This window comes from Paenibacillus sp. JGP012 (assembly GCF_014203995.1).
Taxonomy (GTDB): Bacteria; Bacillota; Bacilli; order Paenibacillales; family Paenibacillaceae; genus Paenibacillus; species Paenibacillus silvae.
In genome coordinates, this window is sequence record NZ_JACHKG010000008.1 from 1 (window position 1) to 13,075 (window position 13,075).

Sequence of the window (13,075 nt, forward strand, 5' to 3'; positions counted from 1 at the left end):
CCATGATACTTTAATTATAAGCGAAAAAGGTACAGTCTCCACAATTTTCTTGAGAGCTGTACCTTTAACATGGAATGGACTTTTTCAGTGGCCTCGAGACAGGAGGTGTCTTTTTACGTTGTAGTGCTAAAAATTCAACGGACTCAAACGGTGTATTACCTCGTTGACACGCAACTGAATATATCACGTTCGAAACGTGATGCTATGATTTTTGCTGAGTACAGCTTGGCGAGTTCATTTGCGAATAAGGTTGAAGCGAGGTATAAGAGTTTCTTTTACAATACACAAGCATCTGGACATACTGAAGCCGTTCATCATTACAATATGCTTTAGGGATTAAAGCGAGGTTTAAACTATGGAGAGAGTTATGAAATTAAAGCAGAACTTGCAAAAGGCTGAATTAGAGACCAAGAGACGGTTAGAAATTGACCTGAGTACTGTAAATATGGAAGAGGCTAAGGCCAATGAACAAGGATTTATGATTGTCCGAAAAAAACAGAAGCCTTCAAACCAGACTAGGTTTTCTCAAACCATTGATATGAACATATCTTATTTGTGTCAGGCACAGTATCTAACCAGCGCGGAGTTTAGTTTCATCTTCACACTTGCTCCTATGCTGAAGATAGGTGCAAATGCAATTGTAGACCCTCAAACGGGGCAATATTGCTCGGTATCCGAAATCGCCACATTCTTGAAACGTAGTCGGCAAAAGACAAGTGAAATGATCTCAGCACTAATTGAAAAAGGGATTATGTACGAGTTTGCGAATACGCATGAACTGAAAATCCACGGTCGCCATGTTACCCGGCGGCCGTTTTTCTTGAACCCTGAAATCCTTTGTTGTGGAGACAAAAATAAGTTAGAGAGCGGGATCACCCAGCTTATGATTCACTTCAATATTTTGGAGAGGGCCGGGATCAAGCTGCCAATTAAAGCGGTTGTTGAACCTTATAGTAAGTATGGGAAATTGGTTAGGCGAAAGACGTACTTGGAATTACAAAAGAAGTGGAATAAAAAATAAAGCGGTTTGAGAATTCCTAGGTGTTGTGTGAGCAGGGGGTGTCACCAAAAAGGGACACCTGTGTCACGAAAAGGTGACACCCAAAAACGGCTAAAAAACGTTATGGATCAAGGGTTTATGACGTTTTTCTCGGTGGTCGTTCTTCTTAATCTATATAAATTACGAAGACGTTGGTGTGCTTAATCGTTTGTCTGCTTCGAATACTGAGTAGAAACAGAGGGGATCAACATGGAGATGACCAAAAATGTACGCATCTATTTCAGATTTGGTGAACCGGATATGGATGAAGAGGATATTCACGAAGTTGATTTACAGATTTCTTGGACTGATTCGAAAGCGACTGGACAATCTGCATTGCCATTAGATACTGCTATACAGAACTGGGTTCAGCAGAATGTGAGCTATCATTGGGAAGAGGTACAGGAGGAAGAGTAAATAACATGCTCTTAGGGTATGCGCGTGCCCAAGCTGATCAGTTAGGAAGCGCCGGAAGTGAATGTTGTTACTACTGTTGAATGGGGGCTGAAGGAATTGGGGAGAGAGATCAGAGACGGAACACAGAATAGGGGCATCAGCTTAACATGAAGCTATCCATTCCGATCCAGTCAGCCCCTTTGCTCAGCGTAAGTCTGAATCTAACGTTCATTTGAATTGCCTGTGGATGTGCAAGAGAGGGTTTAGATATAGGGAATGTAAGAACGATAAATATTTGAATTCCGAAAGCCTCTGCCATGATAAATCAGGTAGGGGGTTTGGCTTTCTATAGTATGAGGAAGTAAAAATGAATGAAGGGGGAGCGTCAAAAATGCATTTTGTAGATACTGAACATCAAACAAACTTTGAAAAACTTGTACAAAAATTTAATTTGGCAAAGAGTAGTCCTGATTATCAGGCTGTGTGCTATATTGCTGCTCACCCTGAGATATTTAAGTGCTTCAAGCTGGAAATACAGCAGGAAAGTCCTTTTGATTGGTATTACAAATATCTGGATGATCCTAATACATTTCAGAAACAGTGTGATCAAGGGAAGACCACAGGCAGTATTTATTCCTTAAATAAGCCCATGGTAGCGTTGATTGAACTAGCGCTAAGTCTGTGGACTTGGCGTGGGTTTGATCTTTCCTATGGCATTGATGTGTGGGATGAGGAAATGTATGAAGTAGCGGTACAGGCCATTCAGTTACGACGAAAAAGTTCGAAGGTACAGTATTTGGATCAGCAAGAGCAACTGAGATTCATATGACATCAAAGAAAATACAGTCATGACAAGGCAGTGACGTAGCTTTATGTGAAGTAATAGGCTGCATCCTCATCTCTCAGCCCAATGTACAGATGATGAACTTAGAATGTCGTTATTTGAATAATGGAGAAGGAGCGAATTACATGAAGGAGCAGATAGAAAAGGAACTTAATGCACTACTTCCTCGAATCCAGCAAGTCGTAAGCATGATTAAAGAGTCTGAGGAGAACTGGACAGCAGACTATGACCAGAACGACCCGGATGATCAGTATGTTCGTCATATGTTCTATCAGACTGCTGATTTACTTGATGATGCCGGAAGGTTGCTCAAAAAAGTATTTAAAGATCCTATAATCGTAGGACGACTTTCGAAAGGAGATAATGGGCGTTATTCATTAGGGGGAATTGAGTTTACGTCTGGAGCAGGGATCGAGTTTTTGAACGATCAGTGTGAGTTTCCTCGTTGGGTAGCCAGTCGCTTTGAACATAATGGTGATGATTATTACATTGTCAATTACCCGGAACTGACGCTGGACGGTCTATACGCTCGTGTAAAGTAAGGTGATTAAAAGCTAGGTAGTAGCTGTGTCTTACATCTCAGTAATGTAAGTTTTTCTCGAGGATGATTATGGATGAATTTGAATTTATTGATTTAAAATAGTGCATTTCCTGAAGGGATATTTTATAATTGGCCTTAATGAAGGAGAGCTGTTATGAATATTCATAGTGATTTAAAAAGGTATGTTGAAACAAAGGAGTTATCAAGAATAGTAAAGAAAATACATGATAATTATCAGCCTTTTCTTTTGGATAGCCAAGTTTGGGATTTATTGAAACGATCTTTTCCCGAGGATATCTATAGAGAATTGCTTCTACAGTATGAAGAACATATGGTAGGGCACAAATTAGTAAACGACATTGTTATGAACCTATATTTTGGTGAGAAAAAAGTGAAGTATCACTTGTTGTTAAAATACTTGAACAGAAAAGAAGAAGTTTCTATGTTTGAGTTGAATATTGGCACTAGTCGCTTAGACTTTGCTCGCATAAATGGACATTCCTATGCATACGAAATCAAAACAGAACTTGATTCTTTGGACAAGTTAGAAAAACAAATAGCTGATTATAGTAAGGCTTTTGAATATGTACAAGTTGTTTGTCATCCAGACCATTATAATAAGGTTAAAGAAAAGGTTCCTGATTACTGCGGGATCGTGACTTATAATAGCAATAAAGAGAATCTCCCTTTCAGTTTCAAGCAAAAGAGATCGGTTAATTATGAAATTGATCCGGTTATTCAGATTTCTTCTCTAACAACAAAAGAACTTGAGAAAATTCTAAAAGATCAAAGAGTTGAAAGTATTCCTCAAAATCGTAAATGTCGAGAAGATCTAATAATGTCTTTGTTATCTAATAAACAAATAAACCACCATTTCAAGGAAAGAGTTAAGGAACGATTCCAAAAAAGGTGGGTTTTTATTTGTGATAACATAACTAAAATAGAACCTATTGATATTCAAGCATTTTTCAATTCAAATGTCGACCCATTTTGGATATACTATAAGAATTCTTCCATAGTATGAAGATAATGACTGGATATGATTATTTTCCACTTTGGAGCTGAATTACCTTTTTCACGTGCTTTGGTTATATTGAAGACAGTTTTACAACCAGGACAAAAGTCTTTATGTTGCAGTAAACTCTTAGTTTGATAGTCAATCCACTGGTTTGAAGAAACGAGTGATGGAGCGACCATGGTCGTAAATGTATCGGGTTGTTCAAAAACACCTTTATGACCATAGTAAGAGTTCGTCCACCAATGAAAGAATATGCATCCCGGACTGCTCTTGCCGCCATCTGTTAATTCATCTTTTTTTATACCGCAGTAATCACCAAATGCGTCAAACCCAAATTTTTTATAATCAATTAACAGACTATTGTCAAGTTTGTTAACAATACTGTTGTTAGTAAGTTTGGTGTTAGCTATGTCTGGGGATATAACTGAACGCACGATAACTGCTTTGCACATATGCTTCTTAGCGTAACTTACTATTTGAGAATGAAAATTTACAAGCATTGGGTCATCATGATTGGTGTTATCTAAGTCGACAATAATTATATCTCCAGGTTTTAGGTGAGTTGCTGCTTCATTTAAAGCTTCCTGAGCATGTGACAGAAAAATTCTAAGAGCAATTTGTTGAAAAGAACTTCTAAGATGAGTGAATTCTTTGGAGAGGTAGCCTTTCTGATAAAGGGGAACATTAGGGTTATAGCTTATAACAGGGATGATATTTTGCCCTTTAAACTTGTCGAAATATGATAGTCTTAATGAAGGATTTGCCAGAATCGGACTTAGAAAATTCACAACACCAGCAACAGTTCGTTTTTTAAATTTAACGTACATTGGAAAATCAATAAGCAGTTGTTTATCATTCTCATTTAAGTATTTTATGATATCTTCAAAGCATGTGGTTTTCATGTTGCTTTTTCTTTTTTCCTGAATAATTTCGACGAGTGGTAAAATTTTGTTAGAATAATTAACGGTTTCTAGGTTTTTTTTCTCGCTTGCACGATATCTGAATATTGGCATATACTTCATTTGAAATACTCCTCTCATATGTAATCAAACTGTACTTTTAGTTCTTAAGACCTCCTTAGAAACCTAGTGTATCACATCCGAATATTTTCCACCTATACTAAATTTGTTGAATTAAGCGCCTAATTTATAATTTCGTGTAGATTTTTGTTGCTAATCGAACTAATGTTCTTGTCATGTATTACTTCATGATGTATAATAGAAGCAGATTCAGATGAATCAATATTACTCCTGCAAAGGAGTATTTTACTTCTGTACACTCATATCAAGTTACTTTTAGAAGTTTGATTTTGTATGAATAAAGCATACAGGATAGACTTTTTTTATTTTTAGAATGACATAATAATTTTTTTTCGAAGCCTCTGCCTGAATATCGTATTCAAGGCAGGGGCTTTTCTCATTTAAAAAGTGAGGGCTTTAGGAGCCGCGGGGAAGATATCGTCGTAGTCTCATAGTCCAAACTATTTGAAATTGAGGAGGAACGTATATGTCTATTGTCCATGTATCACACGGTAAGAAAGTAGTTTCCGAGAGCAAAATTTTGAAGGTGTCTGCAAAATCAAAAGTTAGTTTTTTGGCAGGGGCCATTGCTTCCACTGTGAATACTAAAGACCGCACGGTTGAAATGCATGTAATAGGAGCAGGGGCTGTTAATCAAGCTGTGAAAGCTATAGCCGTAGCGCGAGGTTTAGTTGCGCCGAACGGGCAGAGCTTGATTTGTGCACCAAGCTTTTTCGATATTGTGATTGATGGACAGGAACGTACGGCAATGAAGTTGATCGTGGAATCTATCGGTTAGGGTATTGCCATGTCAGAGGTCATTGAGCCGAAGATTGAGGAATTGTTGCAAGCGTATATTCAGGTGGATGAGCAAGAGCAGGAAACACGGTTTATCAAAGGTCAGCTTCTGGATGCTATGCTGACCGCAGGGGCGAAGCAAAAGTTCCTATCGTCACAAATTGGTGTGAGTCCAGCGCAGATCATGGAGCTGGTTCATGTGTATCGCACGTTTCCTACGACAACGTCACGCATCCCTTCACTAAGCTGGTATCACCACCGTGTAGCCAGTCATTCAAGCTCACCGTCTGAGACGTTAATTAAAGCTAGTGATGAGGCCATGAGTACACGAGAACTGAGGAAGCTCGTTTTGGAGCAGGAAGGAGCCAAACAACTTGTCCAACAGGAAGATCAGGAGGAACGGAAAAAGGCAGAGCGAGTTTTGTCATCGGTACAAAAAGTTTTGGATTCCGGATGAGTTAAAACGAATTTTGAAGGAGGCTGAGATGTGATTTTGAAAAATGTGTTGGACATGTTAGACCCGGAACATGCTAGACGTGTGAGCTTGCTTTCGATGGATCTCGCACGCGCTTTGAATCTCAGTGAGCAAGATGTTGAACGGATCGGTTACGGTGCACATTATCATGATATTGGAAAGATTTCGATACCAGCATCCATTTTGGATTCAGAAAGTCAGCTCACTGATGTCGAATTTGAAATCATGAAGCGGCATGTCGAATATGGCCTTTCTATTCTTTCAGTTCAAACGAGTGAAAAAATGGATGCTGCGAAGGTTATTGTAGGAACTCATCATGAACGCTGGGATGGAACTGGTTATCCGAACCGTTTGAAAGGAGAGGAAATTCCACTCTATGGCCGGATCGTGAGCATATGCGATACCTACGATGCGCTCACTTCGAAAAGGTCATACAAGTCAGCTTGGCCTATAGGTGATGCTTTGGAAAATATCAACAATCAGAAGGGGAAGGCGTTTGATCCTTACCTGACCGAAGTGTTCTTGCAAATGATACAAGAAGGTGCTTTGGTATGAATGGCGTTTCACATCTTATAGGAGGGTTGAGTGCTGCCGTCATATTTGGTGTCCATTCTCCATCTCAGCTTGCTATGGTTGCCTTTTCTGCCTTACTGCCAGATATAGATCGCCCTAATAGTCTATTAGGAAGGTTTGTTCCTGTGCTGCCAAGTCTCTTAGAAAAAATACCTGGAAAGAGGACCGTGACTCATTCGCTTATTATGGGGTTCGGGTTATGGCTATTACTTAAAGGAACTTTCCCCGAACTGGCGATAGCGTTCTGTATTGGTTACGTTTCACATTTAATCCTTGATCTATTTACAGGATACATCGCTTTCCTCTGGCCGATCCCATGGAGAGTAGGTGTACCCTTATTTGGTATTCCACCTGTGCTTGTTGAAACGGCTGCCATTGCTCTTTGGGGCGTATGGATGGTGCTAGACGGTTATACGTATTTTCTGAATCTTTTTTGAATGTATATTGCCTCTGCCGGAATAGGTAGGGGCTTTTTTCATTTTTATGAGGAACAAAAGAAAGGAGGGGTGTAGAAATGTTTGCTGGATGGATCAGTGAAAAACATCGAATAGCATGGTCAGTTAGTGTTTTTCGGAAAGACAAAAGAACTGGATTTTTGAAATGAGGAGGACCAACATTGCTCAAAACATGGAAGGCTATTGTGATGATTATGGTTTGCGTGTTGGGGCTGCTCAGTGTTACGCAGACTGGGGATGTTGCTCATGCCCAGACCATTAAGGAAAAGATTAAGGCAAGTCAGGGAAGTGGCGGTACTGCTACAACGGAGCTGGAAAAGAAGGTTGATGATTCAACAACAGCCGGGGTCGATATGGCTCGACGTATTTTTGTAACCATCACAATTGTTTTTGGATTATGGCTGGCTATTTGTTACTTGAGAGCGGGTTTTTCGCCAGAAACCTTACGGGAGACCAAGGGGAGGATTATGTTTTTCGTTCTGTTTTTGATTTTGTCATTCTGGACGGAATCCATTCTCGGCATGATCTTTAAATTCCTTGGGATTGATCTCAGTAAATTGTAATGAGGTGAGAACGTGTGGGGGCAATATCATCCGATACCGTATAAAAGCAGAATCAAAGAAAAGTTTATTACGCTGTTTGGCATAGGGCTAAGTTTTAGCCAAGCAGTTTGGTGGAGCGTAGGAGGGTACTTATCGGTGCAGATGTCCAAAGTTATTCCCCGCATTGGAACCGATTGGTTGTATTCCAGGATACACTACGCTATCCCCTTCTTGATCTGCATGTACCTTTGCTATGCAAAACATACCGGGACGAATCTCCCGGTATGGAAATATTATTTTTTCACGATACGTTTGCATCTGAGACAAAGAACATTTTTATACAAGAAAGGTGGCTCGTAAAATGGTAGGTCTTTTTGTCGTGGTGCTGGCGCTAGTGGCAATTTACTGGTTTTGGATTCGAAGCAAAAAGACAGTTAATCGTCCGCTGACTGTACAAGAGATGATTGGAGCAGCATCCAACGTGGAATGGGAAGGGCTTGCCCAAAATCAGAACCAGTACCGTTTAGTGGTTGAAGTGGAGCCGATTAATTTGGATCATGCATCTGTAGAAGAGAATAAAACGGTGTGGATCAATTTTCTTAGCCTAATCAATACGATTTCACTACCGTATAAATTAATTACTCAATCTCAGCTATTTGAAATGAAAGACTACATGGATGACTATCAGCAATCTATTGAGGAACTACCTGAAGAGTATTCGTTATTGAAAAAATCGGGTGAGATGGTTAGCGATTATTTAATGGATAGTATGAATCAGCAATCCATTAGAAATCACCATGGGTACATTATTTTCGAGTACAGTCCAATGACATCAGGTGCAAGTATCCAGGTTGGCTCAAGTAAACTAAATGGATTATTGGACAAGGCTGCGCCACGAAAAGAGCATTTATCAGTGGAAGAACGATCGGATTTAGCTATGCAGATGCTTGAAGAAGCGGAAGAGCTGTTGTACGGATTCTGTGAGCAAGTTGGCATGAGGTATCAGCGTTTGGATAAGGCCGGTGTGTGGAATTACAACTATCAAACCTTACAACGTGAGCTGGCTCCACAAGCACGTATGATTGATGCGCTACACATGGATAGCTTTAATCGTATAAAGCATTCGCTGACTTTGAATGAAATCCAATCAGAGAGCAACTTAGTATAGGGTAGAAGGTGAACTTGTGAAGTTTAAAATGATATGGAAGAAAAGACTCGGGAAGGGAGGAGCTGACCATGAGCAACCTCTACTTGATTCGGGGAAAGCAAGTGGGACTGACTTCGCATCACCTTCTTTTGTTCGTGAAACCGTTCCGGGGGATATCACTGCAAATCAGGTTAAGATCGACGATTATGCTGTAGAGATCGGAACAACGATTACGCCAGCAAGATACTTCCGTAGTTTTTATGCTGAAATTTCTTCGGGGAATACTTGGTCAGGCATGTTGGATTCCTTGATCCGTGGGGATTATGGGCAAGGAGATGTAGACTTAGCCATTCACGTTCATCCCACCTCAAATGATGAGGAACTCAATGAAATCGGGAGACGGATTGCAGGGTTGCTTTCGGATTTAGAGGATGAAAAAGATGTACGCAAAATTGATGCGATGCGTGATGAAATTAAGGACTTAAAGGAACAACAAAAGCGTATCCGTTTGAATGTGGAGCGTAGCTTCCGTGTATGTGTGCAAGTCACTGTGAGCGCTCCTGAATGGAAAGAGCTGATGAAATTGTGTCGTTCGCTTGTACAGCGTTTTGCAGGGAAGTCCATTTATCTTCGTGCTGCTGACGGACAACAGCTCTCAGCGTTGAAGTCTCTTATACCTACAGCATCCGAGGATACGATCTCCAAAGAACATGTTTTGTCTCTTGAAAGTTCAAATTTGGCTGATCTCTTCCCTTTTGGCGGCGGCAGTTTAAATCATCGATCAGGCATTATTTTGGGGAAGAATAAAAGAGGTCGCCCTCTATGGTTAGACAACTGGCATCCCGAACTCGCAAACTATAACATGTGCGTTATTGGTCGTTCAGGTGCAGGGAAAACGTTTGTTACGATGCTAATTATTCATCGTTCTGCTCATATCGGCAGACAAATTGGCATTATTGATTGGAAGGGTGAACATGGAGACTTTCTTCGCGCAATGGGATGTCCCTATATTGAATTTCATGAACACTCTAAACATCGGATCAATCCCTATGATGTCGATATTACCGAGCTGGCAGATGGAACACGGTACGTGGATATTGAAGAAGCAGCAAATGCGGTCCAGGCATTAGCATTTAAAATGATTTCTGTCTATGATCGTGCTGCCCTTACTGGAGAGGTAAAGGTCTATATTGGACGTGCAATTCGGCAGCAGTATTCAGAATGTGATATTACGTCCTCTCCTGAAAGTCTATACACCAATCCCGCGGCGCAAGAAGGCGTGTTTAAGACAGGTAAAGTTAAAAAGACCATGCCTGAATTGGTTGGTCTATATCAGAAAATGAGTAAACATAAAAGCGAAGCCATTCGTAAGGCAAGTGAATTGCTCCAGCCTTTTACTCGTGAAGGTGAAATGAGTTCATATGCTATTTTTGATGGACAATCCTCGATTGAACTGAAGAATGCACCTATCTTTGGTTTTGGCATTAACCGACTTGATCCTGAGATCATGCGTCCCATTGGCTTATTCGTAGCAGAACGCTGGATGATGGAATGTTGGGCCAAAAAGCTTCCAGACATTCAGAAGTTGTTGGTCATCGAAGAATGTCAGAACATTTTTCTGGATGAGGACTTTGGTGCGGTATGGGCAGAAAGTGTCTTTCGTGAGGGGCGTGCTACCAATACGGGAATAGTCCCCGTCACACAAGGGCTGGAAGTGTTTACGCGTTCTCAGGCAGGAATGGCAGCAATTAAAAATAGCCCGATCAAAATTATCGGCATTCAGGAGGCACTCGATATTGAGGCGGTACGGGATAAGCTTGCCTTAACGGAAGGGGAAGCTGATTTTCTGGTTTACCAAGCCCGTAAAGGAGATATGTTGGTAAAAGTGGATAATCAGTCAGCGATTGTGCATGTTGACGCTTCTCCGTTTGAAGAAATGTTATTTACCACTGATCCGAATGACCCATTGTACGCGGAGCGGAAACGATATATTAAAGAGCTAGTCAATAATGAGGTGAGCTAATATGCGCCGAATTGCTGTCTTATTTTTTTTGGTTCTTTTTTTTGTACAAGCTTTAGCTGCTCCTGTGTATGCTGAAAAAGAAAAACAGGATGAGAAGTCAGTAGATACAGGTATCATTGGTAAGCAAGTGAATACGTATTATGAAGACGAAGATAATAAACCGGGTTTGCTTGAAAGAACCGTTTCAGATGGTATCATCAGTTTTGCAAACTTTTTAATTAAATCCTTTGATATGCAAGACGTAACGTTGCTTGTGTTCGGAAAAAATCCTGCCCCGACGGACGATGGGTTTCTGCAAGGAGGAAACACAAACCCGGATACGCGGTCAGGGTTATACTTGGGTGTATTTACAGAAGGCATGATGAATGCCATCGATGCTCTCTATGCTACGTTCGAGCATTTTATGCCTTATCCTGTTATGCTGGCTCTTATACTTATCGCGTTTTTGTTACTATGGCATGGGGCTTTTAGTAGTGAGGGAAGATCCAAAGGAAAGGATTATGCTACAGCATTTGTAGTTGGTTTATTATCCTTCCGATTTGGTTTCTATATTTGGAAATTCGTTGCGGATATTGTTCAATTCGTTACGGATTTGATATGGGCGACTATGGTGGATGCAGGATTAAATCCAGGGTTGTTTTTGAATACGGTGTGGGGCACAGGCTCAGCCGGATATGAAAATATGGTCAGTTACCGTGGATTTGTAGTTGCTATACTCGTACTCTTGGCAGCACTCATGACTGCAAAATTAAACTATGACTACACCATGCGATTGATTAACTTGATGGTGTTGATATCAACCTTTGTGATTTGTTGCGTACTAACCATTTTCCCGAAATACCGTAACGCCTTACAAACGTGGTGGGATCAATTTGTCAATAATATGATTCTACCTTGTGCCCACGCTCTTGCGTTAGGGCTCTTTTTTTTGCTGCTCTACTTTAGTAATGATGGTGTTTCCAATTGGGTCATTGTTGCCTATTTATTCGGCTTTTCTTCCATCCAGACTTTAGTCCAGCGTGTAATGGGCATGGAACAGCCAGATTCCAGAATGGGGAGAGCGCTTGGTCTAGGTACGATATTTGCGATGAGTAGGATGCTCTCTGGCAAAGGTACTGGCTACGGGAAAGGAAGCAAAATGAAAGATCGTCAGGAGGGAGGGACAGGAAACGGAGCTGGCTTAACGGATGCAGTAGGAGGCGACAATGCATCCTTGGGATCGGTAGGTTCGGCAGCGAGTACATCTTCTTCTAACGTCATAGCGCCTGTCCCGAACTGGAAAAATAAAGCGTCTAAAGCTGGGAAACGTGTAGCTGGCTTTGCTTTGAATCAAGGCACAAAGGGAGTTGGAGTGGCTCTAGGAACATCGGTAGGGTTGATGGCGGGCAGACCCGTTGAAGGTGCACTCGCAGGTGGATTTATCGGTGGGGTGGCTGGTAAAGGGATGGCTTATGCAGGAGTTGGAGCCAAGCGAGTAGGCAGGGGTGCAGTTCATCTCGGAAGAGAAGCCTATGCTGGGATTCAAGAGCGCTTACACCCTGAACGAACGGGAGATCAGGAGGTATTGGAAGAAACAAATCGGATGTCGCCGTCCTCCGGGGAAGGGGGTTCAAGTTCTAGCGCAGGCGTAGGAATTTATCAGGAACAACCCACGATGAAAAGAACGATTCCAAAACAGACGGAGCAACCTTTTAAATCTACATTTTCAGGAGACAGCCAGACAGCTTCAGTTGGGAAATCGCCTGTTACTGCAAGTAATGTGATGTACACCAGACCTTCTATGGAAAAATCACAAGATTCTCGCACAGAAGAAAGTATGCAGGCTAGATCGAAAATATATTCAATGAATACAGATGTTGTTAATCGCGGGATTCAGGTTAACGGAGGTAATACTCAAGGGGATGTTACTTCAATAAATAAAGAATCCCAGAGCAAATCCTCTTCTACCAAAAGTTCTGCTAGTCATGTGAATCAAGGGATCAAGATTAGCGGAGGAACTATTAAAGGAGATATTAAATCTTCAGATGGTAACGTTACGATCACAGGAGAAACAACGCATGGTCATAGAGTTGATCAAAAGGGAGAACAATCTTCAGCCAGTAACAACAACTCAGTTCCTTCATCCGCATCAAACCCTAAACAGCAGTCTGACTCTCCAAAACCGGGTGGAAGGCATTACAACTATCATGTTTGATACGGAGAGGA

Annotated in this window: 14 protein-coding genes; 13 read left to right on the forward strand and 1 reads right to left on the reverse strand. The window is 41.2% G+C overall.

Annotated elements, in window-relative coordinates:
* The first annotated feature begins 367 nt into the window (after positions 1 to 367).
* From HNR77_RS12085 to HNR77_RS12105, 5 genes are all read left to right on the forward strand, one after another.
* Positions 368 to 1,021, forward strand: a complete 654-nt coding sequence (locus tag HNR77_RS12085; RefSeq protein WP_184184254.1) for a hypothetical protein — start codon at positions 368 to 370, stop codon at positions 1,019 to 1,021.
* 228 nt (positions 1,022 to 1,249) lie between these two features.
* Positions 1,250 to 1,456: a hypothetical protein gene (locus HNR77_RS12090; protein WP_184184257.1), complete on the forward strand. Its 207-nt coding sequence runs from the start codon at positions 1,250 to 1,252 to the stop codon at positions 1,454 to 1,456.
* A gap of 346 nt (positions 1,457 to 1,802) precedes the next feature.
* Complete coding sequence (locus HNR77_RS12095) at positions 1,803 to 2,264, forward strand: DUF2538 family protein (RefSeq protein ID WP_184184260.1); 462 nt, start codon at positions 1,803 to 1,805, stop codon at positions 2,262 to 2,264.
* A 140-nt stretch (positions 2,265 to 2,404) separates the two neighbouring features.
* Positions 2,405 to 2,821: a DUF5348 domain-containing protein gene (locus HNR77_RS12100; RefSeq protein WP_184184263.1), complete on the forward strand. Its 417-nt coding sequence runs from the start codon at positions 2,405 to 2,407 to the stop codon at positions 2,819 to 2,821.
* Between the two features lie 153 nt (positions 2,822 to 2,974).
* On the forward strand, positions 2,975 to 3,844 hold the full coding sequence (locus HNR77_RS12105; RefSeq protein WP_184184266.1) for a sce7726 family protein: 870 nt from the start codon (positions 2,975 to 2,977) through the stop codon (positions 3,842 to 3,844).
* Here HNR77_RS12105 and HNR77_RS12110 read toward each other — a convergent pair.
* Positions 3,820 to 4,860, reverse strand: coding sequence for a beta family protein (locus tag HNR77_RS12110; protein WP_184184269.1), 1,041 nt, complete (start codon positions 4,858 to 4,860; stop codon positions 3,820 to 3,822). The genes HNR77_RS12105 and HNR77_RS12110 overlap by 25 nt on opposite strands.
* Before the next feature lie 484 nt (positions 4,861 to 5,344).
* On the opposite strand from HNR77_RS12110, the gene HNR77_RS12115 reads away from it, so the two are divergent.
* The 8 genes from HNR77_RS12115 to HNR77_RS12150 all read left to right on the forward strand — a co-directional run bounded on the left by HNR77_RS12115 (position 5,345) and on the right by HNR77_RS12150 (position 13,064).
* Positions 5,345 to 5,656: a stage V sporulation protein S gene (locus HNR77_RS12115; RefSeq protein WP_184184272.1), complete on the forward strand. Its 312-nt coding sequence runs from the start codon at positions 5,345 to 5,347 to the stop codon at positions 5,654 to 5,656.
* A 9-nt stretch (positions 5,657 to 5,665) separates the two neighbouring features.
* Entirely contained in the window at positions 5,666 to 6,112 is a 447-nt protein-coding gene (locus HNR77_RS12120; RefSeq protein WP_184184275.1) for a hypothetical protein, read from the forward strand.
* Between the two features lie 30 nt (positions 6,113 to 6,142).
* The gene (locus HNR77_RS12125; protein WP_184184278.1) at positions 6,143 to 6,685 is read left to right on the forward strand and encodes an HD-GYP domain-containing protein; all 543 of its coding nucleotides are present in this window, start codon (positions 6,143 to 6,145) and stop codon (positions 6,683 to 6,685) included.
* A complete protein-coding gene (locus tag HNR77_RS12130; RefSeq protein ID WP_184184281.1) occupies positions 6,682 to 7,140 on the forward strand; it encodes a metal-dependent hydrolase in 459 nt (152 codons plus the stop codon). The genes HNR77_RS12125 and HNR77_RS12130 overlap by 4 nt, the downstream gene beginning before the upstream one ends.
* 179 nt (positions 7,141 to 7,319) lie before the next feature.
* The gene (locus tag HNR77_RS12135; protein WP_184184284.1) at positions 7,320 to 7,721 is read left to right on the forward strand and encodes a hypothetical protein; all 402 of its coding nucleotides are present in this window, start codon (positions 7,320 to 7,322) and stop codon (positions 7,719 to 7,721) included.
* 328 nt (positions 7,722 to 8,049) lie between these two features.
* Positions 8,050 to 8,868 (forward strand): hypothetical protein, encoded by an 819-nt coding sequence (locus HNR77_RS12140; protein WP_184184287.1) that lies wholly within the window; start codon positions 8,050 to 8,052, stop codon positions 8,866 to 8,868.
* Between the two features lie 16 nt (positions 8,869 to 8,884).
* A complete protein-coding gene (locus tag HNR77_RS12145) occupies positions 8,885 to 10,870 on the forward strand; it encodes a VirB4 family type IV secretion system protein (RefSeq protein WP_311768614.1) in 1,986 nt (661 codons plus the stop codon).
* Position 10,871: 1 nt separating this feature from the next.
* Positions 10,872 to 13,064, forward strand: coding sequence for a hypothetical protein (locus HNR77_RS12150; protein WP_184184290.1), 2,193 nt, complete (start codon positions 10,872 to 10,874; stop codon positions 13,062 to 13,064).
* Positions 13,065 to 13,075 lie beyond the last annotated feature (11 nt).

Bases quoted from the DNA above. Each gene is read 5' to 3' on its own strand.
- HNR77_RS12085 (WP_184184254.1), top strand. From the start codon at position 368: ATGAAATTAAAGCAGAACTTGCAAAAGGCTGAATTAGAGACCAAGAGA.
- HNR77_RS12090 (WP_184184257.1), top strand. From the start codon at position 1,250: ATGGAGATGACCAAAAATGTACGCATCTATTTCAGATTTGGTGAACCG.
- HNR77_RS12095 (WP_184184260.1), top strand. From the start codon at position 1,803: ATGAATGAAGGGGGAGCGTCAAAAATGCATTTTGTAGATACTGAACAT.
- HNR77_RS12100 (WP_184184263.1), top strand. From the start codon at position 2,405: ATGAAGGAGCAGATAGAAAAGGAACTTAATGCACTACTTCCTCGAATC.
- HNR77_RS12105 (WP_184184266.1), top strand. From the start codon at position 2,975: ATGAATATTCATAGTGATTTAAAAAGGTATGTTGAAACAAAGGAGTTA.
- HNR77_RS12110 (WP_184184269.1), bottom strand. From the start codon at position 4,860: ATGAAGTATATGCCAATATTCAGATATCGTGCAAGCGAGAAAAAAAAC.
- HNR77_RS12115 (WP_184184272.1), top strand. From the start codon at position 5,345: ATGTCTATTGTCCATGTATCACACGGTAAGAAAGTAGTTTCCGAGAGC.
- HNR77_RS12120 (WP_184184275.1), top strand. From the start codon at position 5,666: ATGTCAGAGGTCATTGAGCCGAAGATTGAGGAATTGTTGCAAGCGTAT.
- HNR77_RS12130 (WP_184184281.1), top strand. From the start codon at position 6,682: ATGAATGGCGTTTCACATCTTATAGGAGGGTTGAGTGCTGCCGTCATA.
- HNR77_RS12150 (WP_184184290.1), top strand. From the start codon at position 10,872: ATGCGCCGAATTGCTGTCTTATTTTTTTTGGTTCTTTTTTTTGTACAA.